26 protein-coding genes are annotated in these 25,135 nt (G+C 63.1%); 17 read left to right on the top strand and 9 right to left on the bottom strand.

Features of this window, described 5'->3' with window-relative positions; genetic code table 11:
• The first annotated feature begins 76 nt into the window (after window positions 1-76).
• Entirely contained in the window at window positions 77-616 is a 540-nt protein-coding gene (moaB, locus tag ACLEJU_RS03535) for a molybdenum cofactor biosynthesis protein B (RefSeq protein ID WP_435423960.1), read from the top strand.
• A gap of 41 nt (window positions 617-657) precedes the next feature.
• Here the strand turns inward: moaB and ACLEJU_RS03540 are convergent, their stop codons facing one another.
• Together ACLEJU_RS03540 and moaA are read right to left on the bottom strand one after the other, a co-directional pair.
• Complete coding sequence (locus ACLEJU_RS03540; RefSeq protein ID WP_435423959.1) at window positions 658-1,557, bottom strand: bestrophin family protein; 900 nt, start codon at window positions 1,555-1,557, stop codon at window positions 658-660.
• Window positions 1,558-1,577: 20 nt separating this feature from the next.
• On the bottom strand, window positions 1,578-2,582 hold the full coding sequence (gene moaA, locus ACLEJU_RS03545) for a GTP 3',8-cyclase MoaA (protein WP_435423958.1): 1,005 nt from the start codon (window positions 2,580-2,582) through the stop codon (window positions 1,578-1,580).
• Window positions 2,583-2,850: 268 nt separating this feature from the next.
• Between moaA and ACLEJU_RS03550 the strand changes: the two genes are divergently transcribed.
• Window positions 2,851-5,181, top strand: a complete 2,331-nt coding sequence (locus tag ACLEJU_RS03550) for an FdhF/YdeP family oxidoreductase (protein WP_435423957.1) — start codon at window positions 2,851-2,853, stop codon at window positions 5,179-5,181.
• A gap of 118 nt (window positions 5,182-5,299) precedes the next feature.
• Here ACLEJU_RS03550 and ACLEJU_RS03555 read toward each other — a convergent pair whose 3' ends face one another.
• A complete protein-coding gene (locus ACLEJU_RS03555) occupies window positions 5,300-5,758 on the bottom strand; it encodes an Lrp/AsnC family transcriptional regulator (protein WP_435423280.1) in 459 nt (152 codons plus the stop codon).
• A 126-nt stretch (window positions 5,759-5,884) separates the two neighbouring features.
• Here ACLEJU_RS03555 and ACLEJU_RS03560 point away from each other — a divergent pair, with 126 nt between their 5' ends.
• Entirely contained in the window at window positions 5,885-7,069 is a 1,185-nt protein-coding gene (locus tag ACLEJU_RS03560; RefSeq protein WP_435423279.1) for a trans-sulfuration enzyme family protein, read from the top strand.
• 123 nt (window positions 7,070-7,192) lie between these two features.
• On the opposite strand, the gene ACLEJU_RS03565 is transcribed toward ACLEJU_RS03560, so the two are convergent.
• The gene (locus ACLEJU_RS03565; protein ID WP_103446325.1) at window positions 7,193-7,429 is read right to left on the bottom strand and encodes a YdcH family protein; all 237 of its coding nucleotides are present in this window, start codon (window positions 7,427-7,429) and stop codon (window positions 7,193-7,195) included.
• A 117-nt stretch (window positions 7,430-7,546) separates the two neighbouring features.
• On the opposite strand from ACLEJU_RS03565, the gene ACLEJU_RS03570 reads away from it, so the two are divergent.
• The 5 genes from ACLEJU_RS03570 to ACLEJU_RS03590 all read left to right on the top strand — a co-directional run bounded on the left by ACLEJU_RS03570 (window position 7,547) and on the right by ACLEJU_RS03590 (window position 12,165).
• Entirely contained in the window at window positions 7,547-7,912 is a 366-nt protein-coding gene (locus ACLEJU_RS03570) for a 5-carboxymethyl-2-hydroxymuconate Delta-isomerase (RefSeq protein WP_435423278.1), read from the top strand.
• Between the two features lie 167 nt (window positions 7,913-8,079).
• Window positions 8,080-9,717 (top strand): phosphoethanolamine transferase, encoded by a 1,638-nt coding sequence (locus tag ACLEJU_RS03575; protein WP_435423277.1) that lies wholly within the window; start codon window positions 8,080-8,082, stop codon window positions 9,715-9,717.
• A gap of 89 nt (window positions 9,718-9,806) precedes the next feature.
• Window positions 9,807-10,940, top strand: coding sequence for a ribonuclease D (gene rnd / locus ACLEJU_RS03580; RefSeq protein WP_435423276.1), 1,134 nt, complete (start codon window positions 9,807-9,809; stop codon window positions 10,938-10,940).
• A complete protein-coding gene (locus tag ACLEJU_RS03585; protein WP_435423275.1) occupies window positions 10,937-11,230 on the top strand; it encodes a YcgL domain-containing protein in 294 nt (97 codons plus the stop codon). Before rnd ends, ACLEJU_RS03585 begins: the two co-directional genes overlap by 4 nt.
• 2 nt (window positions 11,231-11,232) lie before the next feature.
• Complete coding sequence (locus tag ACLEJU_RS03590) at window positions 11,233-12,165, top strand: D-2-hydroxyacid dehydrogenase (RefSeq protein ID WP_435423274.1); 933 nt, start codon at window positions 11,233-11,235, stop codon at window positions 12,163-12,165.
• Window positions 12,166-12,277: 112 nt separating this feature from the next.
• On the opposite strand, the gene ACLEJU_RS03595 is transcribed toward ACLEJU_RS03590, so the two are convergent.
• Window positions 12,278-12,871 carry a nitroreductase family protein gene (locus tag ACLEJU_RS03595; protein ID WP_435423273.1) on the bottom strand — a complete coding sequence of 198 codons (594 nt, stop codon included), beginning with the start codon at window positions 12,869-12,871 and terminating at the stop codon, window positions 12,278-12,280.
• Between the two features lie 146 nt (window positions 12,872-13,017).
• On the opposite strand from ACLEJU_RS03595, the gene ACLEJU_RS03600 reads away from it, so the two are divergent.
• Together ACLEJU_RS03600 and ACLEJU_RS03605 are read left to right on the top strand one after the other, a co-directional pair.
• Window positions 13,018-13,467 (top strand): YcgN family cysteine cluster protein, encoded by a 450-nt coding sequence (locus ACLEJU_RS03600; RefSeq protein ID WP_060510309.1) that lies wholly within the window; start codon window positions 13,018-13,020, stop codon window positions 13,465-13,467.
• 40 nt (window positions 13,468-13,507) lie between these two features.
• Window positions 13,508-14,716 carry a hypothetical protein gene (locus ACLEJU_RS03605; protein WP_435423272.1) on the top strand — a complete coding sequence of 403 codons (1,209 nt, stop codon included), beginning with the start codon at window positions 13,508-13,510 and terminating at the stop codon, window positions 14,714-14,716.
• Window positions 14,717-14,836: 120 nt separating this feature from the next.
• Here ACLEJU_RS03605 and ACLEJU_RS03610 read toward each other — a convergent pair whose 3' ends face one another.
• Complete coding sequence (locus ACLEJU_RS03610; protein WP_435423271.1) at window positions 14,837-15,178, bottom strand: DUF2892 domain-containing protein; 342 nt, start codon at window positions 15,176-15,178, stop codon at window positions 14,837-14,839.
• A 262-nt stretch (window positions 15,179-15,440) separates the two neighbouring features.
• On the opposite strand from ACLEJU_RS03610, the gene gabP reads away from it, so the two are divergent.
• The 6 genes from gabP to ACLEJU_RS03640 all read left to right on the top strand — a co-directional run bounded on the left by gabP (window position 15,441) and on the right by ACLEJU_RS03640 (window position 23,185).
• Complete coding sequence (gene gabP / locus ACLEJU_RS03615; protein ID WP_435423270.1) at window positions 15,441-16,838, top strand: GABA permease; 1,398 nt, start codon at window positions 15,441-15,443, stop codon at window positions 16,836-16,838.
• A gap of 266 nt (window positions 16,839-17,104) precedes the next feature.
• Complete coding sequence (locus ACLEJU_RS03620; protein ID WP_435423269.1) at window positions 17,105-17,821, top strand: GntR family transcriptional regulator; 717 nt, start codon at window positions 17,105-17,107, stop codon at window positions 17,819-17,821.
• A gap of 60 nt (window positions 17,822-17,881) precedes the next feature.
• Window positions 17,882-19,201, top strand: coding sequence for an NAD(P)/FAD-dependent oxidoreductase (locus tag ACLEJU_RS03625; RefSeq protein ID WP_435423268.1), 1,320 nt, complete (start codon window positions 17,882-17,884; stop codon window positions 19,199-19,201).
• A 182-nt stretch (window positions 19,202-19,383) separates the two neighbouring features.
• On the top strand, window positions 19,384-20,712 hold the full coding sequence (locus ACLEJU_RS03630) for an MFS transporter (RefSeq protein ID WP_435423267.1): 1,329 nt from the start codon (window positions 19,384-19,386) through the stop codon (window positions 20,710-20,712).
• Between the two features lie 75 nt (window positions 20,713-20,787).
• Window positions 20,788-21,681, top strand: coding sequence for a dihydrodipicolinate synthase family protein (locus ACLEJU_RS03635; RefSeq protein WP_198753546.1), 894 nt, complete (start codon window positions 20,788-20,790; stop codon window positions 21,679-21,681).
• Window positions 21,682-21,694: 13 nt separating this feature from the next.
• Window positions 21,695-23,185: an aldehyde dehydrogenase gene (locus tag ACLEJU_RS03640; protein ID WP_435423266.1), complete on the top strand. Its 1,491-nt coding sequence runs from the start codon at window positions 21,695-21,697 to the stop codon at window positions 23,183-23,185.
• A gap of 89 nt (window positions 23,186-23,274) precedes the next feature.
• On the opposite strand, the gene ACLEJU_RS03645 is transcribed toward ACLEJU_RS03640, so the two are convergent.
• Both ACLEJU_RS03645 and ACLEJU_RS03650 read right to left on the bottom strand, forming a co-directional pair.
• Window positions 23,275-23,745, bottom strand: coding sequence for an RNA methyltransferase (locus ACLEJU_RS03645; protein WP_435423265.1), 471 nt, complete (start codon window positions 23,743-23,745; stop codon window positions 23,275-23,277).
• Window positions 23,746-23,830: 85 nt separating this feature from the next.
• The gene (locus ACLEJU_RS03650; RefSeq protein WP_435423264.1) at window positions 23,831-24,202 is read right to left on the bottom strand and encodes a YajD family HNH nuclease; all 372 of its coding nucleotides are present in this window, start codon (window positions 24,200-24,202) and stop codon (window positions 23,831-23,833) included.
• Between the two features lie 132 nt (window positions 24,203-24,334).
• Between ACLEJU_RS03650 and ACLEJU_RS03655 the strand changes: the two genes are divergently transcribed.
• On the top strand, window positions 24,335-24,613 hold the full coding sequence (locus ACLEJU_RS03655) for a hypothetical protein (protein WP_435423263.1): 279 nt from the start codon (window positions 24,335-24,337) through the stop codon (window positions 24,611-24,613).
• Here ACLEJU_RS03655 and ACLEJU_RS03660 read toward each other — a convergent pair.
• Window positions 24,610-25,077, bottom strand: a complete 468-nt coding sequence (locus ACLEJU_RS03660; RefSeq protein ID WP_435423262.1) for a cyclic nucleotide-binding domain-containing protein — start codon at window positions 25,075-25,077, stop codon at window positions 24,610-24,612. The genes ACLEJU_RS03655 and ACLEJU_RS03660 overlap by 4 nt on opposite strands.
• Window positions 25,078-25,135: the final 58 nt, after the last annotated feature.

Genomic DNA, 25,135 nt, shown 5'->3' on the forward strand with positions numbered 1-25,135 from the left:
CCGGTTCGCCATTTCGATTGGACGCTTGCCAGGCTTGCCTCTAGCGTGACGACAATGCCATTCAAGGAGCTTCACCGTGCGCGTCCAACCCGATGCGGTCTTCGTACCGCTGAACATCGCCGTGCTGACCGTCAGCGACACCCGTACCTACGACAACGACACCTCTGGCGAGCTGCTGGCCAGCCGCTCGGTGGAGGTCGGCCATCGCCTGGTGGCGCGGGCGCTGCTCAAGGACGACCTGTACAAGATCCGCGCCCAGGTGGCGACCTGGATCGCCGATGACGACGTGCAGGTGGTGCTGATCACCGGCGGCACCGGCTTTACCGGGCGTGACAGCACGCCGGAGGCGGTGCAGTGCCTGCTGGATCGAAGCGTCGATGGCTTTGGCGAACTGTTCCGCGCCTTGTCCATTCTCGATATCGGCAGCTCGACCGTGCAGAGCAGGGCGCTGGCAGGGATTTCCAACGGCACCCTGGTGTGCTGCCTGCCCGGCTCGACCGGCGCTTGCCGTACGGCCTGGGAAGGCATTCTGGTGGAGCAGCTGGATTCGCGGCATCGGCCCTGTAATTTCGTGAAGCACCTGAAGCCTATCGTAGCCTGCGGAAGCCGCGGTTAGCCTGTACTGGCCCTTTCGCGGGTTCACCCGAGAAAGGGCCATCAGCTCAATACATAATCCACCGGCAGCAACACCGGTGGCAGCGGCTCGATCCCCAGGGCCCCCAGCACATCCCGCTCCACGGTCCTCACCATGGCATCCATCGGCAGGTCGTTCTCATCCCGCCCGAACGGGTCTTCCAGCTCGTTGCCAATCGCATCCAGCCCGAAGAAGGTGTAGCCGACAATGGTGGTGAATAGAGGCGCCAGCCAGCCCAGCGGCTCGGCAAGGGCAAACGGCAGCAGCAGGCAGAAGATGTAGATGGTGCGATGCAGCAGCAGGGTATAGGGGAACGGCAGCGGCGAACCCTTGATCCGCTCGCAGGTGGCCTGCACCTCGGTCAGCCCGGCCAGGCGTTGTTCCAGCAAGGTATAGCGCCATTCGCTGATCTGCCCATGTTCGGCCAGCCGTGAACAATGGGCGCCAATATCGCGCAGAATGCCATCGCACACGTTGTACTCAGCCACCGGAGCCGCTGCGTTCAGCCACGGGCGCGTGGCGTTCACTTCGTTTTCGTTGCGCAACCGCGCATTCAGCCCATGGGCAAAACCGCAGAGGCTGCGCAGCAGCTCGGCGCGCAGAGTCGCGTCGGTGATCACCAGGCTTTCGCGGATGAACGAGCGGGTTTCGATGATCAGCTTGCCCCAGGCCTTGCGCCCCTCCCACCAACGGTCGTAGCAGGCGTTGTTGCGAAAGCTCATGAAGATCGACAGCGACAGGCCAAGCAAGGTAAACGGCGTGGCGCTGACCGGGTAGAAGAACGCCGGAAAGTGTCGCTCGACCAGTACGATCAGCGCCGCCAGCAAGGTCACCATCAGGCAGCGCAGGGCAATACGCTTGACGATCGAGCCCTTGAGGGTAAAGAGCACGCGCAGTACATCGGGGCGGGGGTGGACGATCATGGAAATCCAGAGGCAGCCGATCAGCCGCCGGTCATGTTCATGAAGCGCAGGATCTGCACCTCGCCGCCGACCTCGAAGTGGTGGCGGTAGGGTTTGAGGTGCAGCGAGTCACGGATGGCCTTCTCCAGCCGTGCATCATCGCCGGGGTGGGCACGCAGCACCTGCTTGAGGTCCATCGAGTGTTCGTTGCCCAGGCACAGTAGCAGGCGGCCTTCGACGGTCAGGCGCACGCGGTTGCAGGTGGCGCAGAAATTGTGGCTGTGCGGCGAGATGAAGCCGACGCGGGTGTGCCCCGCTTCGGCCAGGCGCCAGTAGCGCGCTGGGCCCTGGGACGATTCGGTGGACTCGATCAGGGTAAAGTGCTCGGCCAGGCGCTCGCGCACTTCATCGCTGGAGCAGAACGACTCGCCGCGCTCATGTTCGTTGATCACCCCCAGCGGCATCTCTTCGATGAAGGTGATGTCCAGTTCGCGGTCGATGGCGAAACGCACCAGGTCGACCAGTTCGTGGTCGTTGCGGCCCTTCAGTACCACGCAGTTGAGCTTGGTGCGCTGGAAGCCGGCCTGGCGTGCGGCGTCGATGCCGGCGATCACCTGGTGCAGGTCACCCGTGCGGGTCAGTTGCTTGAAGCGCCCGGGGTCGAGGCTGTCGAGGCTGATGTTCAGGCGGGTGACACCGGCGTCGAACAGCGGCTGGGCCAGGCGCCCGAGCTGCGAGCCGTTGCTGGTCATGCACAGTTCACGCAGGCCGGGCAGGGCGGCAATGCGCCCGCACAGATCGACGATGCCCTGGCGTACCAGCGGCTCGCCACCGGTGAGGCGGATCTTGCGGGTGCCGAGGGCGACGAAGCGCTCGGCCACCTGGAACAGTTCTTCAAGGCTGAGGATCTGCTGGCGCGGCAGGAACTGCATGTCTTCGGCCATGCAGTACACGCAACGGAAGTCGCAGCGGTCTGTGACCGACATCCGCAGGTAGTCGATTTTCCGGTTGAAGTCGTCGATCAGGGCCCGGCTGTTCTGTTCCACGTTGGCGCTCGAAATGAAATGGGGGCTACAGGATCCAAGCTATCGCCTGTGGCCAGCCCCGTCAAATCGCTTTCCCTGACTGCTTGATCAATGCCCTCTATCACGGCTGCAGGCCAGGCGCGGCGAGGGCTGCAAGGCATGATCGAGAGCGCTTATCGTGCCGTAAGGTATTTCGATTGGACGGCTCTGGGCCGGGCTCCATAGGCTGGAAAAAACACCGGAGAGATCGATTCGGTGAACATTTCCATGCCGCGTGAGGATTGACCGCATGAGCCAGGACCAACACATCAGGGACTACAAGGGCCCCGCCGCCGGATGGGGTGCGCTGAAGAGCGTGACCAAGAGCTGGCTGGGCAGCGACAACGCCTTCAAGAACCTGCGGGCCATGCTCAAGACCAACCAGAACGGTGGCTTCGACTGCCCGGGCTGCGCCTGGGGCGAGTCGCCTGAAGGCGAGATGGTCAAGTTCTGCGAAAACGGCGCCAAGGCGGTGAACTGGGAAGCCACCGGCCGCTCGGTGGACCCGGCATTCTTTGCCAAGTACAGCGTCAGCGCCTTGCTCGACCAGACCGACTACTGGCTTGAATACCAAGGCCGCCTGACCCACCCGATGCGCTACGATGCGGCCACCGACCACTATGTCGAAACCAGCTGGCAAGAAGCCTTCGAGCTTATCGCCCAGCACCTGCGCGCGCTCGACTCTGCCGACCAGGCCGAGTTCTATACCTCGGGCCGGGCCAGCAACGAGGCGGCTTTCCTCTACCAGCTGTTCGTCCGCGCCTACGGCACCAACAACTTCCCTGACTGCTCGAACATGTGCCACGAAGCCAGCGGCGCCGGCATGTCGGAAACCCTCGGGGTGGGCAAAGGCACCGTGGTATTCCACGACCTGGAACTGGCCGACGCGATCTTCGTCATCGGCCAGAACCCCGGCACCAACCACCCGCGCATGCTCGAACCGCTGCGCGAGGCGGTCAAGCGCGGTGCCCAGGTGGTGTGCTTCAACCCGCTCAAGGAGCGTGGCCTGGAACGCTTCCAGCACCCGCAGCACCCGTTCGAGATGCTCAGCAACGGCTCCGAGCCGACCACCAGTGCCTACTTCCGCCCGGCTCTGGGCGGCGACATGGCAGCCATGCGCGGTATCGCCAAGTTCCTCTTGCAGTGGGAACGCGAAGCCCAGGCCAAGGGCGAGCCGGCGGTGTTCGACCATGCCTTCATCGCCGAGCACACCAGCGGCGTCGATGACTACCTGGCGGCGGTGGATGCCACCTCCTGGGAGCACATCGTCAAGCAGTCGGGCCTGACCCTGGCTGAGATCGAGCTGGCCGCGCGCATGTACCGCAAGGCCGAGCGGGTCATCATGTGCTGGGCCATGGGCGTCACCCAGCATCGCCATTCGGTGCCGACCGTGCAGGAGATCGTCAACCTGCAGCTGCTGCGCGGCAACGTTGGCAAACCCGGTGCCGGCCTGTCGCCGGTGCGCGGCCATAGCAACGTGCAGGGTGACCGCACCATGGGCATCGACGAGAAGCCCAAGGCGGCCCTGCTCGATGCCATCGAAAAACGCTTCAAGTTCCGTGTGCCGCGGGCCCACGGGCACAACGCGGTGCTGGCGATCAAGGCCATGGAAGAGGGGCTGGCCAAGGTGTTCATCGGCCTGGGCGGCAACTTCGCCCAAGCCACCCCGGATACCCCGCGCACCCACGCGGCGCTGCGCAAATGTGCGCTGACCGTGCAGATCTCCACCAAGCTCAACCGCTCGCACTTGGTCACCGGCCGTGATGCCTTGATCCTGCCGTGCCTGGGCCGTACCGAGATCGACATGCAGGCCGCGGGGCCGCAAGGCGTGACGGTGGAAGACACCTTCAGCATGGTGCATATCTCCAACGGCCAGCTGCGTCCGCGTTCGCCGCACATGCGTTCGGAGCCGTGGATCATCGCCGGCATGGCCAAGGCCACCTTGGGCAACCAGCCGATCGACTGGGAGTACGCGGTCACCGACTACAGCCGCATTCGCAGCATGATCGCCGACGTTATCCCGGGCTTCGCCAATTTCAACGAGCGCCTGCAGCACCCGGGTGGCTTCCACCTGGGCAACAACGCGGCCGACCGCAACTTCCGCACGGCCACCGGCAAGGCACGCTTCATGCCCCATGTGCTGCCGGAGGAGCTGGTCAACGCCAAGGTGCTGGCGCGGGGTGACAAGCCGGACCTGATCCTGCAGACCATGCGCTCGCACGACCAGTACAACACCACGCTGTACGGGCTCGATGACCGTTATCGCGGAGTGTTCGGCCTGCGCGAGGTGGTGTTTGTCAGCGAAGCGGACATCCGCCGCCTGGGCTTCGAGCCGGGCGAGCAGGTGGATCTGGTGTCGCTGTGGGAGGATGGCGTGGAGCGGCGGGTGTCGGGCTTCCGCCTGGTGCCCTATGACATTCCGGATGGCCAGGCGGCGGCGTATTACCCCGAGACCAACCCGTTGGTGCCGCTGGAGAGTTATGGCGAGGGGACGTACACGCCGACGTCCAAGTTCATTGCGATCAAGCTGGAAAAAGCCAAGGCCGGGAACCGGATCGAGGCGGTGCTGGCTGCTGATTGAGTGGGATTTGCTGGGGCCGCTTTGCGGCCCTTTCGCGACACAAGGCCGCTCCTACAGGAAATCGCATTCCCCTGTAGGAGCGGCCTTGTGTCGCGAAAGGGCTGCAAAGCAGCCCCGGCTATCGATGCACCGGTAAGGCAGTGGTGTATTTCATCTGCTCCATGGCGAAACTGGAGGTGATGTTCGACAGCCCGTCGGTGCTGGTGATCAGCTTCTTGTAGAAGCGGTCATACGCCGCGATGTCGCCTACCACTACCCGCAACATGTAGTCCCAATCCCCGGACATGCGGTAGAACTCCATCACCTCCTCGAACCCCTTCACCGTCGTCGCAAACTGCTCCAGCCAGGCGCTGTCATGGCGCTGGGTCTTGAGCTGGACGAACACGGTCAGCCCCAGCCCCAGGCGCTCGGGGTCCAGCAGGGCGACACGGCAGAGGATGTAGCCCTCTTCTTCCAGGCGCTTGACCCGCTTCCAGCACGGCGTGGTCGACAGGTTGACCGCTTCGGCCAGGTCCTTGAGCGAGATCGAGGCGTCGCGCTGCAGCAGGGTGAGGATGTGTTGGTCGAAACTGTCCATGGCAGGGTTGGAGCCCACAAGAAAAATTTTCCCCAGATTACCCCAAGCCTAGGAAAATTTCCCACGTCGTGTCTGATTTGCCGCCGCGCCACGTTGTTGCCATAGTTGCAGGCTTGAATCCTGCCAATGGGCCCGACCATGTCCGATAAGCCGCGTAATTTCGCCACCCGTACCATTCACGCCGGCGAGCAGTCCAGCGTTGCCGACAACGCCATCTTCCCGCCCATTTACACCGCCAGTTCCTACATCAAGCGCAGCCTCGACGATAACCCTGAATACGCTTACAGCCGTGTCGGCAACCCGACCCGGCACGCCTATGAGAGTTGTGTTGCCGCGTTGGAGGAGGGCGTTGGTGCGGTGGCCTGTGCATCGGGTGTGAATGCCACCGCCACGGTGCTGGAGCTGCTGCCCAAGGACGCCCACGTGGTGGTGATGAATGGCGTCTACGGCGGCACCTTCCGCATCCTCGAAGACTACCGCGGGCGTACTTCGGGCCTGACCACCACCTATGTCGACCTCAATGACGTCGAGGCGCTGGCGGCCGCGATCAAGCCCGAGACCCAGCTGATCTGGATCGAGTCACCGACCAACCCGTTGCTGCACCTGGTGGACATCAAGGCGGTGTGCGACCTGGCCCGTGCCCGCGGCATCCTCACCTGCATCGACAATACCTTCTGCTCGCCGTGGAACCAGCGCCCGATCACCCTCGGCGTGGACCTGGTGATGCACTCGGCGAGCAAGTACATCGGCGGCCATTCCGACCTCACCGGTGGCGTGGTGGTTGCTGCCAATGACCAACTACTGGCGCGGCTGCGCAAGATCAGCATGGCGGTAGGCGCTATCCAGGGGCCGTTCGACTGCTACCTGGCCCTGCGTGGGCTGAAGACCCTGGATGTGCGTATGGAGCGCCAGTGCGCCAATGCGCTGCAGGTGGCGCGCTTCCTCGAAGGTCACCCGCAGGTCGAGCAGGTGTTCTATCCAGGGCTGGAAAGCCACCCGCAGCACGACCTGTGCAAGCGGCAGATGCGCGCTGGCGGAGCGGTGGTGGCGATGAAGGTCAAGGGCGCTGATCGTGCGGCGCTCAACCGGCTGGTCGAGGCCCTGCAGATCTTCGTGCTGGCAGACTCGCTGGGCGGGGTGGAGAGCATGATCAACCACTCCTGGAGCATGTCGCACAACTCGTTGAGCCCGGCGCAGAAGGGCGAGATGGGGATCAGCGAGAACCTGCTGCGGTTGTCGGTGGGGATCGAGGATTACCGCGACCTGATTGAAGACCTGGATGGCGCGTTGAAGGCTTCGGCTGCTGTGTGAGGGCTACCAGCCCCTTCGCGGCTAAAGCCGCTCCCACAGGTATAGCGCAGCCCTCAGGTTATGCGCGGTCCCTGTGGGAGCGGCTTTAGCCGCGAAGAGGCCGGTGGATTCAATAGAGAACTATCAGGACTTCGGCGGATGGATGATCCGTTCGATCTTGTCCTTGAGCAGCAGCCTTTCCTTGCGCAGGCGGTTTACCGCCTCGTCGTTGGTGCCATTGGCCTCGGCGGCCAGCACCTCCTTGTCCTTGGTGTTGTATTCCTTGTGTAGCTTGTGAAGGTCCTGGTCCTTGTCTATGAGCGCCTGGAATGCGTCAGCGGTAACGTGCAGGTCAGCGAGCAGATCATGCGGAACTGGCATTTCTTCACCTCTGTCAGGGTTGTCGGTAAGGTCCTGACCTTTGAGGATAGCCGCCTTTGCGCAGGTGGGGGACTGGGGTAGGCTGTCGCATCCTTTCCCGTGCCTGGAACCTGCGCCATGCCTCACCTGAACCTGGAATACAGCGACAACCTGGGCGAGCTCAACGTCGATGTGCTGTTGCTGCGCCTGAACCACGCCCTGGTCGGCAGTGGCCAGTTCGCCGACGAGGCCGATATCAAGAGCCGTGCCGAGGCCTTCAGGCAGTACCGGGTTGGCACCGCGCCGGGTGAGCGGGCCTTCGCCCATGTGCGCCTGGCCATCCTCAGCGGGCGGTCGCCCGAGGTGAAGCAGCAGTTGTCCAACGGCCTGCTCGAGGTGTTGCGCGAAACCATCCCGGCCCGGGCCGGCGTGGACATCCAGCTGTGCGTCGAAGTGCTCGACATCGACCGCGAACCCTATGCCAAGGCGCGCCTGCCTGGCTGAACGAATGCTGAATGAAGTTAATTTAATGTAAAAAAATGCATCGGCTTACGAATTTGTTACCGTCTTTTTCACGAAAAATTGATGGTGCGCTTTCTAGAGTTCGCCCGACTTTCCCACGGTGCCATCTGGCCTTGGGGGTTGATAACCACTCTTGATTGCGAATGCCGATGCTCAACTTCAAATCCCTGCGGACTGAATGGGTCACGCTGTTGGCCAGCGTTTACCTGCTGGTCGGTCTCAACATGTTCCTCTGGAAGCACCTGCAAGAGGTGGTGCCCGCAGGGGTAACGGGGCTTTGGCTGAGCCTGGCGTTCGCCGTGCTGATGCTGTTCGCGTTCAACCTGATATTGACGCTGTTCGCCTTCCGTTATGTATTGAAGCCACTTTTGATCGTGTTGTTCGTGAGTGGGGCGGGTGCCGCTTACTTCATGAACCAGTATGGCGTGCTTATTGATGCCGGCATGTTCCGCAACATGGCCGAGACCAATGTTTCGGAAGTGCGCGACCTGATGTCGTTGAAGTTCGCAGCCTATATTCTTTTGCTCGGCGTATTGCCATCGGTACTGCTGTGGAAAGCGCAGATCGCCTACCGCCCTTGGCACCGCGAGCTGCTGGGCAAGCTGGTGGTCAGCGGGGCCTGCGTGGTGGCACTGGGCTCGGTGGCCCTGGTCAACTACCAAGGGCTGTCGTCGCTGTTTCGCAACCACCACGAACTGCGCCTGATGCTCACCCCGAGCAATGTCGTCGGCGCGACCATCGGTTATGTCAACGAACGCGTCGGCACCGCTGCGCGACCGTTCCAGAATTATGGCGAAGATGCCAAGCGCGATGCCGCCTGGCAGAAACACGAGCGCAAATCGCTGACCGTGCTGGTGGTCGGTGAAAGTGCGCGGGCCGATCACTTCGGCGTGCTGGGCTATGACCGCGATACCACCCCGAACCTTGCCAGGGAACAGGGCTTGCTGAGGTTCTCCGATGTACATTCGTGCGGTACCGAAACCGCCGTCTCGGTGCCCTGCATGTTCTCCGGCATGAAGCGCAAGGAATACGACGCCCGGGTGGCGAAGAACCGCGAAGGGCTGCTGGACATCCTCCAGCGTGCCGGCTTGGCCGTGCAGTGGCGCGACAACCAGTCGGGCTGCAAAGGCACCTGCGACCGCGTGCAGTACATCGATGTCAGCAACCTCAAGGACCCGCAGCTGTGCGCCAGCGGCGAATGCCATGACGAAATCCTGCTGCAGGGCCTGGGCGAGCTGATCGACAACCTCGACAAGGACACCGTGCTGGTGCTGCACCAGATGGGCAGCCACGGCCCCGAGTACTTCAAGCGCTACCCCCAGGCCGACGAGCGCTTCACCCCAGTGTGCCAAAGCAATGCGCTGGACCAGTGCAGCGAGCAGGAAATCATCAACGGCTACGACAACACTCTGGCCTACACTGACAAGGTGTTGTCCTCGCTGATCGACACCCTGCGCAGCAAGCAGGACAAGGTCGACACGGCGATGATCTACTTGTCCGACCATGGCGAGTCGCTGGGTGAGTACAACCTGTTCCTGCACGGCACCCCGTATGCCATCGCCCCGGAACAACAGAAGCACGTGCCATTGCTGACCTGGTTCTCCGACAGCTACAAAGAGGACTTCGGTATCGACACCGACTGCCTGGCCAAGCTCAGCGATGCGCCGCTGTCGCAGGACAACCTGTTCCACTCGATGCTGGGCCTGCTGCAGGTGCACACCGAGGTCTACCAGCAGTCGCTGGACATGTTTGCCAGCTGCCGGCCGTGGTTGGCTGCCCAGCGCTGAGGCCGTTCATCTAAACCAGGGATGGCGCAGGTTTCACCAGCAGGGCCCGCGCCGTATATACTGCGCGCCAATGTTTGTGGGAGAGCCTTGTGGCCATCGAAATTCACTGGATCCGTGACGACCAGACCCTGGCCGAACACTGCCGCAAGTGGCGCGAACTGCCCTTCGTGGCGCTCGACACCGAGTTCATGCGGGTCGACACCTTCTACCCGAAAGCCGGCCTGGTGCAGGTCGGTGACGGGCAGCGGGCTTTCCTCATCGACCCGCTGCTGATCGGCAACTGGCAGCCGCTGGGCGAACTGCTCGACGACAGCAGCGTGGTCAAGGTGCTGCACGCCTGCAGCGAAGACCTCGAAGTGCTGTTGCGCCTGACTGGAAAGCTGCCGCAACCGTTGTTCGACACCCAGTTGGCGGCCGGCTATCTGAACCTGGGCTTCTCCATGGGCTATTCGCGCCTGGTGCAGGAAGTGCTGGGCATCGAGCTGCCCAAGGGCGAAACCCGCTCTGACTGGCTGCAGCGCCCGCTGTCAGAAACCCAGGTCAGCTACGCCGCCGAAGATGCCGTGCACCTGGCCGAACTGTTCACTGCCCTGCAGCCGCGCCTGTCTGATGACAAGTACGCCTGGGTGCTGGACGACGGTGCCGAACTGGTGGCCGCCCTGCGCCGTGAGATCGAACCCGAGATTCTCTATCGCGACGTCAAGCTCGCCTGGAAACTGGGCCGCCAGCAGCTCGCGGTGCTGCGCGAGCTGTGCGCCTGGCGCGAGCGCGAAGCACGCAGCCGCGACGTGCCGCGCAACCGCATCCTCAAGGAACACTCGCTGTGGCCCATGGCCAAGAGCCAGCCGGACAACCTTTCGGCCTTGGCCAAGATCGAAGAAATGCACCCGCGCACCATCCGCCAGGACGGCCCCTTCCTGCTTCAGCTGATCAAGCGCGCCGGCAGTCTGCCGCCCGAGCAGTGGCCTGAGCCACTGCCTGAGCCGCTGCCGATCGAAGCCGCAGGTATCCTCAAGCGCCTGCGCGCCATCGGCCAGGCCGAAGGCGAGCGCCTGGGGATCGCCCCGGAGCTGATGCTGCGCAAGAAGGCCCTGGAAGCCCTGCTCAAGAGCGGCTATCCCAACGGCCCCTACCAACTGCCCGATTCGCTGCGCGGCTGGCGCCGTGAGCGAATGGGCCAGGCCCTGCTCGACGACCTCGCAGGCGCCGGAGACAAGCAATGAAACGTATCTGCTCGATCTACAAGAGCCCCCGCAAGAACGAAATGTACCTCTACGTGCTCAAGGCCGAAGGCCTGGAGCGGGTGCCAGAGGCGCTGCTGCCGTTCTTTGGCAAGCCGGTGCATGCCTTCGACCTGGTGCTGACCCCGGAGCGCCAACTGGCCCGCGAAAACATCGCCAAGGTGCTGGAAAACCTCGAGACCCAGGGTTATCACTTGCAGATGCCACCGGCCGAGGACGAGTACATCGAGCACTTGCCCGAAGAGCTGCTGCGCCGTAACGACCCGGTCTGATCATGCGTGTACTGATTGCTGAGCATGATCATGCTCGATACGCCGAGCTATTGCGCGAGGCAGCGCCGCAGCTGGAAATCCTGACCAGCAGCGACTCCGCCGAACTGGCTCGCCAGGCACCGCAATGCCCGGTCTGGCTGGGCCAGCCGGACTTGCTGGCGAGCCTGCTGCGCCAGGGGCACAAGCCGCAGTGGATGCAATCGACCTGGGCAGGTATCACGCCGTTGCTGGCCGAGGGTTTGCCACGTGATTACCGCCTGACCCGCGCCGTGGGCATCTTCGGCCAGGTGATGGCCGAGTACATGCTCACCTACATGCTCGGCCACGAGCGCGAAGTGCTGTCGCGCCTGGTCAGCCAGGTCGAGCGACGCTGGGATGACCGCCCTGGGCGTACCCTGGAAGGGCGCAAGGTGCTGATTGTCGGTACTGGCGATATCGGTCAACGGGTGGCGGAGTTCCTCGTGCCGTTTGGCGTGAGCCTGTACGGCATCGCCAGCAGCGCCCGTGAGCAGGCGCCATTCATCGAGGTTGCGGGGCTGGCGGATTTGCCGCGCATGGTCGGGGAGGTGGATTACGTGCTCAACCTGCTGCCCGACACGCCGGCTACCCATGACCTGTATGACGCGGCGCTGTTCCAGTGCTTCCAGCCCACGGCGCTGTTCATCAACGCCGGGCGCGGCGCGGCGGTGGTCGATGCCGACCTGGTCGAGGCATTGAAGGAGGGGCACCTGGCCGGTGCGGTGATCGACGTGTGCCGGCAGGAGCCGCTGCCGCAACGGCATCCATTTTGGACCGCCTGGGGCTTGTTGCTGACCGGGCACAGCTCGGCGCCCACCTCGCCGGCGGCGATGGTGCGGTTGTTTGCCGAAAATGTGCGGGCGTATGCAGAGGGGCAGGGGTTGCGCGGCGAAGTCGATTTCGCCCGGGGCTACTGATCTCTTACGCCTGTACCGGCCTCTTCGCGGGTAAACCCGCTCCCACATCTATTGCGTTGTCCCTGTGGGAGCGGGTTTGGCCGCGAAGAGGCCGGCACGGGCAACACAAGGTTTACAGGCTGAAATCACCCTCAGCCGCCAGCTCGCTCAACGGCCGACGCGGGCTCGGCACTTCACGCGCCTGCAACGCCTCGTCCAGGCTGGCCTTGTCGCCCAGCTTGCCGATCGCCACCATGGCATGCAGCTCGTAACCTTCCGGAATCTTCAGCTCCTGGCGCGCCAATGCCTGGTCGAACCCGGCCATGCCGTGGGTGTGCCAGCCGCTGATGCTGGCCTGAAGTGCCAGATGGCCCCAGGCGGAACCGGTGTCGAAGGTGTGCCACAGCGCCGGCTTTTCTTCGCTGGCGCCAGGTGCTGCGAAGGTGGTCTTGGAAATGATCAGCACCAGCGCCGAGGCCTGCTGCGCCCAGCTGCGGTTGAAAGGCACCAGCAGGCTCAGGTAACGCTCCCAGCTCGGCGTGTCGCGGCGCGCATACAGGAAGCGCCAAGGCTGCGAATTGTAGGCCGATGGCGCCCAGCGTGCCGCTTCGAGGAAGCTCAGCAGGATCTCTTCGCTGATCGGTTCGGCGGTGAAGGCGCGCGGCGACCAGCGGTTGATGAACTGCTCGTTGATGGCGTAATCGGCAATGCGGGGGGTGGCACTCATGGCGGCTCCTGCAAGTGGATGGCAAAGCACGCACGCTACTGCGTCCGCCTGGCACTGACAAGCGGTCTGGCGTTGCCGAAGGCCAGGCTCTAGACTGGCGCCGCCGCGCACCGCGGCCACCAAGATGACTGCAGGAAACCCGTGTGATGATCGCTGACAGCGCGCCGTTCTGGCGGCGCAAGACCCTCGAACAACTCAGCCCGCAAGAGTGGGAGTCGCTGTGTGACGGCTGCGGCTTGTGCTGTCTGCAAAAGCTCGAGGATGAAGACGACAACAGCGTCTATTACACGCGCATCGCCTGCAAGCTGCTCGACCTCGATACCTGCCAGTGCAGCGACTACCCGAACCGCTTTGCCCATGTGCCGGATTGCATCCAGCTCACCCCGGGCAAGGCCGACCAGTTCAAATGGCTGCCAAGCACCTGTGGCTACCGCCTGGTCAGCGAGGGCAAGGACTTGCCCGAGTGGCATCACCTGGTTTGCGGTGACCGCAAGCAGGTGCATGAACAGCGCATATCGCAATCGGGGCGTATGCTCAGTGAACATGATGTGGACGAAGACGACTGGGAAGACCACCTGATTTTCCGCGCCAGCTGAACGGCGCACCCGTCGCCTCTGAGGAACAAGGAGTTTCGGTATGCGTTGTCAGTGGTTGTTGCTCCTCGGGCTTGTGGCCTGTTCGTCGGCCTGGGCGAAGAAAGTCGACCTTGATTACCAGGTGCGCCTGCTGCCTGCCAACGGCCAGGCCGAAGTGCGCCTGACCCTGGCCGATGGCAGTGCCGTGCGCAGCCTGGATTTCGACCTGGGCAAAACCGATACCTACAGTGGATTCCAGGCCGATGGCCAATGGCAGCAGCAGGGCGAGCGCGGCGTGTGGCACCCGGCGACGGGCAAGACCAGCCTCAGCTACCGGGTGAAGCTGGACCAGAAACTGCGCAGCGGCGCCTACTCCTCGCGCATCACCCCGCATTGGGCGCTCTTCCTCGGCGATCAGCTGGTGCCGCCTGCACGCCTCGACCAGCAGGACGGCACCGAGCTGGTGGCGCGCCTGACGGTCGATTTGCCTGAAGGCTGGAAGAGCATCGAAACGTCCTGGCCACGCATCGGCAAGGACAAGTTCCGCATCGACAACGTGTCCCGCCTGTTCGACCGCCCGACTGGCTGGATGCTCGCGGGCGATCTTGGCAGTCGCCGCGCCCGTCTGGGTGAGACCGACGTGACCGTGGCGGCGCCGGTAGGGCAGGGCATGCGGCGGATGGACAGCCTGACCTTGCTGACCTTCATCTGGCCGCAATTGCAGGCAGTGTTCCCGCGCAACCCGGCCAAGCTGCTGCTGGTAGGGGCTCGTGATGGCATGTGGCGCGGGGCGATGGCTGCTGACGGTTCGATCTACCTGCACAGCAGCCGGCCGATGGTCAGCGAGAATGGCAGCACCCCGTTGCTGCGCGAGCTGGTGCAGCTGTTTGCGCAGATTCGTGTGCGCGACAATAGCGACTGGCTGGGCCAGGGCCTGACCGAGTACTACGCTACCGAGCTGTTGCGCCGTGCTGGCGGCATCAGCGATGACCGCTACGAGGTGTGGCAGGCACGCCTGCAGAAGCTGGGTGGCAAGGTGACCCAGCTGCGTGCCGAACATTCCAGCCCGGCGCAGGTGGCCCGCGGGGTAATGCTGTTGCAGGCGCTGGACAAGGAAATCCGGATCCATACCCAGGCCAAGCGCTCGCTGGATGATGTGACCCGGGCGCTGATGCGCCTGCCCAGCGTGAGCACCGAAGAGTTCGTGCAGATCAGCGAGAATGTGCTGGGGCGCCGGTCCGACGTCCTTCAAAGCAAAGCGCTGCGCTAGCCCGCACCGGCCTCTTCGCGGGTAAACCCGCTCCCACAGGGACAGTGAAAATCCCGAAGGTAACGCTTTACCTGTGGGAGCGGGTTTACCCGCGAAGAGGCCCGAACTGCCCGAGCAGATTCAACTGCCAGTCAAAGGATCCTTGCCGGTCACGCTCACCCCCCGGGTAGCCGCCTCGGCACTGGCCCTGAGCACCTCAAGCTCCGCCGCACTGCGCTCGATATCCGAACGCAAGCGGTGATACTCCTTCCGATGCTTCTGCCACCAGGCCTTGGTCGAGCAATGCCCGCTGACCCCGCGGGCTACCGCCAGGCCACCGACCACCATCTGCAGCAGCCCGATCAGCCCACCGTGGCGCAGCCCCTTGCTGAACATCAGCGCACCGCCAGCGAGTGAGCCGACCCGTTCCAGGCCATGGACATTGTGTTCCGCCGTCCCGTTGGATGAATGGATATCAAGCATGGCGAACCCTCCTTGTGGAATGTAAGTAGCTGACCCGCCTGCCGCGTCTGGCGTTCATTCGTTGCGCCGGGTGGTCGCGAAGGCTCTGCAACGGGCATTCCGTCCGTCCTGATGTCCGGTCTGGTCAACTGCCTGGCGGATACGGGCAACTGAGGCGCGCTCACGCAGGATTAACTTGTCCCCGCGCGAAGCTCATCCACGCTGGGTTTCGACCCAGGAGCTTCACGTCCCCCTCCACAAAAGAACAACAGCAGGGATCAGGATGACAACGACAAGCGCGAGTGGCGCCGGCAATCAGCTGGCGCAAGGCTTCAAGCAACGCCACGTGACCATGCTTTCCATCGCCGGGGTAATCGGCGCCGGGCTGTTCATCGGCTCCGGGCACGCCATCGCCGCCGCAGGGCCTTCAGCCATCATCGCCTATGCACTGGCCGGCGCCCTGGTGGTACTGGTGATGCGCATGCTCGGGGAAATGGCCGTCGCCAGCCCCGACACAGGCTCCTTCTCCACCTATGCCGACCGCGCCATCGGGCGCTGGGCCGGGTTCACCATCGGATGGCTGTACTGGTGGTTCTGGGTACTGGTCATCCCCATCGAAGCCATCGCCGCTGGCGTGGTGCTCAATAACTGGTTCCCGCACATCGATGCCTGGTTCTTCGCCCTGAGCATGACTGTGCTGCTGACCGCCACCAACCTGTTCAGCGTGGCCAAGTACGGTGAATTCGAGTTCTGGTTCGCCATGCTCAAGGTCATCGCCATCGTCGCCTTCATCGCCCTGGGTGCCGCAGCGTTGGCCGGGGTGTTGCCGGGCCGCGATGTCAGTGGCCTGCCGCGCCTGCTGGAGGAGCAGGGCGGGTTCATGCCCAACGGCTGGACGGCAATCATCGGTGCCTTGCTCACCACCATGTTCAGCTACCTGGGTACCGAGGCGGTGACCATCGCTGCCTCGGAATCCAAGGACCCGGCGCGCAACATCGCCAAGGCTACCCGCTCCGTGATCTGGCGCATCAGCGTGTTCTACCTGCTGTCGATCTTCGTGATCATCTCGGTGGTGCCGTGGAACGACCCGCTGCTGCCGGTGCAGGGGTCCTACCAGCGTGCACTGGAAATCATGCACATCCCGTATGCCAAGCTGCTGGTGGACATGGTGGTACTGGTGGCGGTGGCCAGCTGCCTGAACTCGTCGATCTACATTTCCTCGCGCATGCTCTATTCGCTGAGCAAGCGCGCTGACGCCCCGGGCTTCATCCAGCGCACCTCCAAGGTTGGCGTACCCCGTGCGGCGGTGATCGGCAGCACGCTGATCGGCATGCTGGCGACCATCGTCAACTACTTCGCGCCGGCCGAAGTATTTGCCTTCCTGCTGGCCAGCTCCGGCTCGATCGCCTTGCTGGTGTACCTGGCCATCGCCTTCTCGCAGCTGCGCATGCGCGCCATCCTGCAGCGGCAGAACGTCGAGATCGCCTTCAAGATGTGGCTGTATCCGTGGCTTACCTATGCGGTGATCGGCTTCATCGTGTTCGCGCTGGGCACCATGTTCGTAATGCCGCAACACCGCATGGAGGTGTCACTGACCTTGGCCTTGGCGCTGGTGATCCTGGTGTTGGGGGTGATTACCAGCAAGCGGCATGAGCGGCGGGAGGCGCTGGCTACTGCCTGATTCGGAGTGAAGCGAAGAAAGCCATCTGCCTGCAGATGGCTTTTTTGTTTGTGCATTTGTCTGATCTGGATAATTACCTGTCCGGTTTGGCAATGCAGCCTCCAGGGTGTTTAATCTCACCTCTGGAAAGCCCTCAACCCCCTGGAAACAAGGGCCCTGAGAGATTTCACCGTTCATCGAAAATGCTGTAGACACATTGTCTAACAGTGACCTATAGTCGTTATACAAATAGTAGACATAGCTCTATGACAACAAAGAAGGCCGCCATGAAAGCCACCGTCCAACCACTCGCTGCAGAAGTGCCGCAGGACCGCAAAGCCGTCCTTGCCGAAGCGCTGCGCCGCCGGATCCTCAGCATGGAACTGGCCCCGGGCGCCGTGGTGGACGAACTGGCGCTGTGCGACGAGTTCGGCCTGTCGCGCCCCCCGGTCCGGGAGCTGCTGCGCCAGATTGCCGCCGAAGGCTACATCGAGCTGGAAGCCAACCGCGCGCCTCGCGTCGCCGCCATGAACCACGAGTCGCTGCACAGCTTCTACGTTGCCGCGCCGCTTATCTACGTTGCCACCACCCAGCTGGCCGCCACCTACGCCAGTGCTGATGAAATCGAAGTGCTCAAGGCCATTCAGGCCAAGTTCCGCCAGGCCATCGAAGAGCGCGACGTGGAAAACCGCGTGCTCTACAACGACGCCTTCCACCTGGAAATCGGCAAGATGGCGCACAACGATTACCTGATGCCAAGCCTGCGCCGCCTGCTCATCGACCATACCCGCCTGGGCAAGATCTTTTACCGCCATCCGACTACCGACGACATGCAGCGGGACCTCGAGATCGCCTGTGAGCAACACGAACAGATTATCGAGGCCATCGAGCGCCGTGATGCGCAGACCGCTGGCCAGTTGGCCCGCGAGCATATGGAGCTGTCGCGTCGGCGTATGGCCGAATACGCCGCACCGCAAGGGCTGGATGTACCGATTCAGATATGAATTACCCGGTCGTCGCCACCGGCGCTGACCACCCGTCGAAACAAGAACCAGGTTAGTGACATGACAAGAATAAGTTCGTTACCTGCCGATGATGCCACCTGTGGCTGGTATCACCTGAGCAAACCCCGCACGCCAAGGCCGGCCCACAGTGGCCACAGCCAGGCGCGCTGGGTGGTGGTCGGCGCCGGCTTTACCGGCCTGGCCGCTGCGCGGCAGCTGGCAACGAACTTCCCGAATGACGAGATCGTACTGATCGAGGCCCAGGAGGTCGGTTTCGGCACCTCCGGGCGTAACGCGGGTTTTGCCATTGATCTGCCACACGACATTGGCGCCGAGGACTACATCGGCGACATCGACATCGCCAAGACCATCCTCAAGCTAAACCTGGGTGGCCAGTCGTACCTCAAGGAGCTGATCGAGCGCTACGACATCGAGTGCCAGTTCCGCCATTGCGGCAAGTACCAGGCCGCCATCGAAGACCGTGGCATTGCCGTGCTGGATGCCTACCGCCGTGGCCTGGACAAGCTCGGCCAGCCCTACGAAGTGATCGAAGGGCGCGACCTGCCCGAACACATCGGCACGCACTTCTACCGCAAGGGCCTGTTCACTCCGGGCACGGCACTGCTGCAGCCCTCGGCACTGGTCAAAGGCCTGGCCGACAGCCTGCCGAGTAACGTTTCCCTCTACGAACACACACCGATCACCGACGTCGAGTACGGCGACAAGGTCGTGCTGCGCCACGCCAATGGCTCGATCACTGCCGACAAGCTGGTGCTTACCACCAATGCCTTCGGCATGAGCTTCGGCTTCCTCAAGGGCCGCATGTTGCCGGTGTTCACCTACGGCAGCATCACCCGCCCGCTGACCGAGGACGAACAGGCGCGCCTGGGCGGCAAGCCCTTCTGGGGTGTAATCCCGGCCGACCCATTCGGCACCACCATGCGCCGTACCGTCGACAACCGCCTGCTGATCCGCAACAGCTTCAGCTACAACCCGGACGGGCGCAGCAACCGCAAATACCTGGAGCGCTTCGTCGAGCGCCACCGCGAATCGTTCGCCCGACGCTTTCCGATGTTGCCCGGCGTGAATTTCGAATATACCTGGGGCGGTGCACTGGCCTTGTCGCGCAACCACATGGGCTTCTTCGGCAAGTTGGCGCCGAATGTGGTCGGCGCATTGTGTTGCAACGGCCTGGGCGTTACCCGTGGCACCGTCACCGGAAAGTTGCTGGCCGACTGGCTGGCGGGTGACAAGAACGAACTGATCGAGTTTCTGCTCAATGCCCCCGGGCCTTGTGCGAATCCGCCGCAGCCCCTGGTTTCCCTGGGCTTGAACGCCAACCTGATGTGGGGGCAGTTCCGCGCTGGCAAGGAAAGCTGACCGTTCTTTGAAGTAGGCAGTAAACAACTTGATGCCGGTGCTTATTTGCCGGCACGGGCGCCCTTTGCCCGAATTTGATGATCGAGATGCGTAGTCCGGTCACTCGGGGCTGAATGTGCTTTTCAGTTTCGCGGATGCGCTCGCCTTGAATATGTGCAAGCAAGAAGTGGTAGGAACTAACAATGACAAGTCCGAATCTTTCGATTGAAGAAGTACCGATCAATAACTTCCACCAGTTGCTGACCTTGCGTTCAGGTGGCGGTTCGTTCGTCGATGGCTACGTGCTGAGCATCATCGGTGTGGCCATGGTGCAGATGTCCGCCGGCCTCAACCTGACCAGCTTCTGGCAGGGCATGATCGCCGCCTCGGCATTGATCGGCATCTTCTTCGGTGGCTTCTTTGGCGGCTGGCTGACCGACCGCCTGGGCCGCAAACGGGTGTTCTTCGTCGGCCCGGTCCTGTTCATGCTGGCTTCGGTCGCGCAGTTCTGGGTGGAGTCGGCGCTGGCCTTGTTCCTGTTGCGCTTCGTCATCGGCATCGCGGTGGGCATCGAATACCCGGTGGCGACTTCGCTGTTGGTGGAGTTCCTGCCCAAGAAGAACCGCGGCCCACGTCTGGCCACCCTGACCGTGCTGTGGTTCGCCGGTGCCGCCACGGCCTACATGGCCGGTGAAGCGATCCTGCGCCACGGTGGCGACGACGCCTGGCGCCTCGTGCTGGCCAGCGCCGCGGTGATTGGCGCACTGCTGTTCGCCATCCGCCTCGGCACCCCGGAATCGCCACGCTGGCTGATCAGCAAGGGCCGTTCGGCCGAGGCAGAGCAGGTGATCAAGCAAGTCTACGGCAACGGTTTCAGCCTGAAGAACCTGCCCGAGGAACCCAAGACCCGCAAGCTGTCGTTCCTCAGCCTGCTGCACTCTGGCTACGGCAAACGCATGCTGTTCGTCACCATGTTCTGGACCTGCTCGGTGATCCCGGTGTTCGCCGTCTACGCTTTCGCTCCGAAAGTCCTGGGTGCGTTGAACCTGAAAGGGGACTGGGCGTCGATCGGCTCGGTGGCCATCACCTGCCTGTTCGTCGTCGGTTGCATCATCGGCACCCGCCTGCTGAACACCATTGGCCGGCGCACCACGCTGCTGCACAGCTTCTTCTGGTCGGGGCTGGCACTGCTCGGCCTGGGCGCCTTCAGCAACGGCAACGAGATGCTCATCCTCGTGCTGTTCGGCGCTTATGCCTTATTCATTGGCGGTGCCCAGGTGCTGCAACTGGTCTACCCGAACGAACTGTTCCCCACCGAAATTCGCGCTGGTGCCGTGGGCGTAGGCACCTCGATGTCGCGAATCGGTGCCGCCGTCGGCACCTGGCTGGTGCCTATTGCCCTGGATAGCTATGGCATCGGCGCAACCATGTATGCCGCTGCCGCCGTGACGTTCGTCGGCCTGGCCTTCTCGGTCGCCCTGGCCCCGGAAACCCGTTCGCTGAACCTGCAACAGGCCGCTTCGCTGGGCTGAATTGACTGACAACCCGCCACGGCGTCGATCCGTCGTGGTCTTTACAACACTGATCAACGCACTGGAGAACCTACCGTGAAATTCGAAGGCATCTACACCCCGGCAATCACTCCGCTGGCTGCGGACGGCTCGATCGACAAGGCGGCGTTCGCCGAAGTGCTCGAATACCTGGTCGAGTCGAAGATCCACGGCGTCATCATCGGCGGCTCCACCGGCGAGTACTACGCCCACACCACCCAGGAGCGCATCGAGCTGGCCGCCCAGGCCAAGGACGTGCTCAACGGCCGCCTGCCACTGATCGTCGGCACCGGTGGCATCCGTACCGAAGACGCCGTGGCCTTTGCCCAGCACGCCAAGGAAATCAAGGCAGACGCGCTGCTGGTCGGCACCCCGCCGTACGCGCTGCCGACCCAGCAGGAAATCGCCCTGCACGTCAAAGCCGTCGACGCCGCCGCCGGCCTGCCGATCATGCTCTACAACTACCCAGGCCGCATGAGCGTGAGCATGGGAGAAGAGTTCTTTGACGCCGTGGCCGACGTGAAGAACATCGTCGCCATCAAGGAAAGCTCCGGTGACATGGCCCAGTTGCACCGTCTGGCCATCCAGCGCCCGAACATCCAGCTGTCGTGCGGCTGGGACGACCAGGCCCTGGAATTCTTCGCCTGGGGCGCCAAGAGCTGGGTCTGCGCCGGTTCCAACTTCATCCCGCGCGAGCACGTGGCCCTGTACGAGGCCTGCGTGATCGAGAAGAACTTCGACAAAGGCCGCAAGATCATGGCCGCCATGATGCCGCTGATGGACTTCCTCGAAGGTGGCAAGTTCGTCCAGGCGATCAAGAACGGCGTTGCCCTGAACGGTCTGAAGACTGGCGGCGTGCGCAAGCCGCTGTACGACCTGGATGACGCCGAGAAGGCCGAACTCAAGCGCGTGGTCACCGAACTGAAGGCCACCATCGCCCAGATCAAATAAGGAGGCTGGAAAAATGGCTGAATTGCTGAGCAAGGAACAATACGCGGCCATCGCCGCCGACCTGCAGCTGCGCACCAAGGCGTTCATCGACGGTGAATTCCGTGATGCCATCTCCGGTCGCACCTTCGTCACCACCAACCCAGCCACCGGCAAGCAGCTGGCTGAAGTCGCCGCCTGCGACGTCAACGACGTCAACGTTGCCGTGGCAGCAGCCAAGCGTGTGTTCGAAGAAGGCACCTGGTCGAAGATGCAGCCGAACGACCGCAAGCACGTGCTGCAGAAGTTCGCCCAGCTGCTGGAAGACAACGCCCATGAGCTGGCGGTACTGGAAGCGCTGGACAGCGGCAAGCCGGTCAGCGAGTGCCAGACCGTCGACGTACCGGAAACCATCCACACCATTCGCTGGCACGCCGAGCTGATCGACAAGATCTACGACGCCACCGCCCCGACCGGCAACGCCGCCGTGACCATGGTCGTGCGCGAAGCCATCGGCGTGGTCGGCCTGGTGCTGCCGTGGAACTTCCCGCTGCTGATGCTGGCTTGGAAGATCGCCCCGTCGCTGGCCGCCGGTTGCTCGATCGTGGTCAAACCGGCCAAGGAAACCACCCTCAGCGCCCTGCGCGTGGCGGAACTGGCCCATGAGGCGGGCATTCCTGCTGGCGTGTTCAACCTGGTGCCTGGCGGTGGCCGTGAAGTGGGCGAAGCCATTGGCCGCCACATGGACATCCCGATGGTCAGCTTCACCGGCTCGACCGATACCGGCCGCCTGTTCCTGAAATACGCCTCCGAGTCCAACCTCAAGCGCATCGTCCTGGAGCTGGGTGGCAAGAACCCGGCCGTGGTCATGAACGACTGCGAAGACCTCGACGAAGTGGCCCAGTTCGTCACCGCCGGTGCGTTCTGGAACATGGGTGAGAACTGCTCGGCGTCCTCGCGCCTGATCGTCCACAAGGACGTCAAGGACGAACTGCTGGGCCTGATCGCCAAGCACCTGAAGGACTGGAAACTGGGCGACCCGCTTGATCCGGACAACCGCCTGGGCGCGATGGTCAGCAAGTCGCACTTCGAAAAGGTGAAGTCGTACCTGGAATACGCTGCCGAGCAGAAACTCAGCATCGTTCAGGGTGGCGAGACCGAGGAAGGCGTGTTCGTGCAGCCGACCATCGTCGACAACGTTGGCCGCGACAACAAGCTGTTCGTCGAGGAAATCTTTGGCCCGGTGCTGAGCGTGACCAGCTTCGAGACCATTGACGAGGCGATCGAGCTGGCCAACGACACCGTCTACGGGCTGGCTGCCTCGGCCTACACCGGCAGCCTGCGCAATGCGCTGCGCCTGTCGCGTGAAATCCGTGCGGGCGTGGTGACGGTCAACTGCTTCGGCGAGGGTGATGTGACCACGCCGTTCGGTGGCTACAAGGAGTCTGGCTTTGGTGGGCGCGACAAGTCCATCTGGGCCCATGACCAGTACACGGAGCTGAAGACCATCTGGATCAACGCTTCGTGACCTGAGCAAGACCGGTGCTGTTCTGACGGAGCTCAGCACCTGGCCGCCCTTGCAGTTTTACTGCATGGGCGGCTTTTTTTATTTGTCTTTTATTTGAATTTGGGGCCCGAACGGGTATTCAGCCCCTTGGCCATGCGGTCATACAGCACCACATTCACCGTCGCCGCCAGGTTCATGCAGCCTTCGGTGGGGATGTAGATGGTCTCTTCACACCAGGCCCGCACTTCCTCGCTCAACGAGCCATCCTCAGGCCCGAATATATAGATCGCCCGGTCCGGGTGGGTGTATTCAGGCAGCGGCCGTGCGCCTTCCACCAGCTCCACCGCCACTGGCGTGCAACCCAGGGGAATGATGCGTTGCAGGTCGTCGATGCCGATCAGCGGAATGTCGTAATGCACCCGCTTGGTGTCGGTGACGAAGTCACGCGCGCGTTCATAGCGCTTGCCGGTGTAGAACACCGAGTTGACGCCGTAGCAACCCGCTGCGCGCATCACCGAACCGACGTTCTCCGCAGACTTGGGGTTGAACAGGCCGATGCAGCTGTACCGTTTGTTTGCCACGTGCCGGGGCCCTTCGCGAAAAAAAGAGCGCGATTATACGGGCTTGCCGGCAACGGCGGGGATTTGCAGGCAGGAGTCGCGACGATCAGTCTTTCTTGAGCATGCCCGCCAGCCCGGCGAACGGGTTGTGGGTGGCCTTGGCGATGCTCGGGGAGCTGGTCGAGCCTTCGCTGAAGTACTGCTGGTCGGTGTAGCGCGAGTGCTCATTGTCGTGGCAGTACAGGCACAGCAGCTCCCAGTTGGAGCCGTCCTGCGGGTTGTTGTCGTGGTTGTGATCGCGGTGGTGCACGGTCAGCTCGCTCAGGCGCTTGCCGGCGAACTCGCGGGCGCAGCGGCCACACACGTGCGGGTACATTTTCAGGGCCTTGTCGCGGTAGCCCATCTCCTTGTCGCGCTTGGCGTCGGCGAGGATGCGATCGAGGCGGGCGGTGGCGGCGGAGGTGGAAGCCGAACTCATGGTGTTTCCTTTGTTCTGATCAGGCAGATGACGGTTATGCCATTGAGTCTAGCGCGCTTGCAGGGCAGGCGGACAGGCGAAAACTCGAATATCGGCGTAGCCTGTAGAGAGGTTCCCGACAGGAGGTTGCTGATGTTCCACGCGATCCTCGCCGCGCTGCTTGCTGCCGCCATGCCCCTGGCCGAAGCGGCAGGCACGCCACCCCGGCTGAACACCCCGGTGCCTGGTGCGCCGGGCACGCCGACGCCCACGCCTTACCCGCAGATCACCCCGAGCACGCCGCCCAAGGCCTACGACAGCACGCCGGGTGCGCCGCTGCTGCCGCCGATGCCGGTACCGGGGCCGCCGAAGGATCAGGACTTGCCCGGCCTGCGCCAGGAACCGGCGAAACCGCCTGCGCAGGATGACTAGAGCGACAGGCGCTGGCCATCCTGCATGCGCAGGCGCTTCGACAGTGCCACAGCCAGCGCCCGAATGATCCGTGAGGCGATGCGTGGAGCTTCGTTGAGCATCTTTTCCAGTGAGTCCTTGCCCAGTGTCAGCAACTGACAGTCGCTGGCGGCCACGCAGCTGGCCGAGCGGCGCTCGCCGTCGAGCACGGCCATTTCGCCGAAGGCCCGGCCACTGCGCAGGGTGGCGATTTCCACCGGATGGCCGTTGCTGTCGGCCTTGCGCACGGAAACCACGCCCCGGTGCAGGATGCACATGAAAGTGCCGGCATCGCCTTCGTTGAAGATGGTTTCGCCTTCAGCCATGGCGGCCAGGCTGAAGTAGCCGGCGGCAGTATGGAAGTCGGCGAGCTGCAGGGTGTCGAACAGGCCGCAGTCCATGAGCATGTCGCGGATTTCGGCGCTGAGGTGGGTCGGGTCGGGCATGTGTTGTTCTTCTTGGCGGGTGTTGTCCGAGAGCTGAAGTGCGCCATCAAAGATGGCG

Source organism: Pseudomonas sp. SMN11 (genome assembly GCF_052041945.1).
In the GTDB taxonomy this organism is placed as follows: domain Bacteria; phylum Pseudomonadota; class Gammaproteobacteria; order Pseudomonadales; family Pseudomonadaceae; genus Aquipseudomonas.

Excerpts from the sequence above, each read along its gene's own strand:
- ACLEJU_RS03560 (WP_435423279.1), top strand. The coding sequence starts at position 5,885 with ATGGGCCCGACCATGTCCGATAAGCCGCGTAATTTCGCCACCCGTACC.
- gabP (WP_435423270.1), top strand. The coding sequence starts at position 15,441 with ATGACAACGACAAGCGCGAGTGGCGCCGGCAATCAGCTGGCGCAAGGC.
- ACLEJU_RS03650 (WP_435423264.1), bottom strand. The coding sequence starts at position 24,202 with ATGAGTTCGGCTTCCACCTCCGCCGCCACCGCCCGCCTCGATCGCATC.
- ACLEJU_RS03585 (WP_435423275.1), top strand. The coding sequence starts at position 10,937 with ATGAAACGTATCTGCTCGATCTACAAGAGCCCCCGCAAGAACGAAATG.
- ACLEJU_RS03655 (WP_435423263.1), top strand. The coding sequence starts at position 24,335 with ATGTTCCACGCGATCCTCGCCGCGCTGCTTGCTGCCGCCATGCCCCTG.
- ACLEJU_RS03660 (WP_435423262.1), bottom strand. The coding sequence starts at position 25,077 with ATGCCCGACCCGACCCACCTCAGCGCCGAAATCCGCGACATGCTCATG.
- ACLEJU_RS03605 (WP_435423272.1), top strand. The coding sequence starts at position 13,508 with ATGCGTTGTCAGTGGTTGTTGCTCCTCGGGCTTGTGGCCTGTTCGTCG.
- ACLEJU_RS03555 (WP_435423280.1), bottom strand. The coding sequence starts at position 5,758 with ATGGACAGTTTCGACCAACACATCCTCACCCTGCTGCAGCGCGACGCC.
- ACLEJU_RS03550 (WP_435423957.1), top strand. The coding sequence starts at position 2,851 with ATGAGCCAGGACCAACACATCAGGGACTACAAGGGCCCCGCCGCCGGA.
- ACLEJU_RS03640 (WP_435423266.1), top strand. The coding sequence starts at position 21,695 with ATGGCTGAATTGCTGAGCAAGGAACAATACGCGGCCATCGCCGCCGAC.
- ACLEJU_RS03590 (WP_435423274.1), top strand. The coding sequence starts at position 11,233 with ATGCGTGTACTGATTGCTGAGCATGATCATGCTCGATACGCCGAGCTA.
- ACLEJU_RS03565 (WP_103446325.1), bottom strand. The coding sequence starts at position 7,429 with ATGCCAGTTCCGCATGATCTGCTCGCTGACCTGCACGTTACCGCTGAC.
- ACLEJU_RS03595 (WP_435423273.1), bottom strand. The coding sequence starts at position 12,871 with ATGAGTGCCACCCCCCGCATTGCCGATTACGCCATCAACGAGCAGTTC.
- ACLEJU_RS03575 (WP_435423277.1), top strand. The coding sequence starts at position 8,080 with ATGCTCAACTTCAAATCCCTGCGGACTGAATGGGTCACGCTGTTGGCC.
- ACLEJU_RS03625 (WP_435423268.1), top strand. The coding sequence starts at position 17,882 with ATGACAAGAATAAGTTCGTTACCTGCCGATGATGCCACCTGTGGCTGG.
- ACLEJU_RS03540 (WP_435423959.1), bottom strand. The coding sequence starts at position 1,557 with ATGATCGTCCACCCCCGCCCCGATGTACTGCGCGTGCTCTTTACCCTC.
- ACLEJU_RS03600 (WP_060510309.1), top strand. The coding sequence starts at position 13,018 with ATGATCGCTGACAGCGCGCCGTTCTGGCGGCGCAAGACCCTCGAACAA.
- ACLEJU_RS03620 (WP_435423269.1), top strand. The coding sequence starts at position 17,105 with ATGAAAGCCACCGTCCAACCACTCGCTGCAGAAGTGCCGCAGGACCGC.
- ACLEJU_RS03630 (WP_435423267.1), top strand. The coding sequence starts at position 19,384 with ATGACAAGTCCGAATCTTTCGATTGAAGAAGTACCGATCAATAACTTC.
- ACLEJU_RS03570 (WP_435423278.1), top strand. The coding sequence starts at position 7,547 with ATGCCTCACCTGAACCTGGAATACAGCGACAACCTGGGCGAGCTCAAC.
- ACLEJU_RS03610 (WP_435423271.1), bottom strand. The coding sequence starts at position 15,178 with ATGCTTGATATCCATTCATCCAACGGGACGGCGGAACACAATGTCCAT.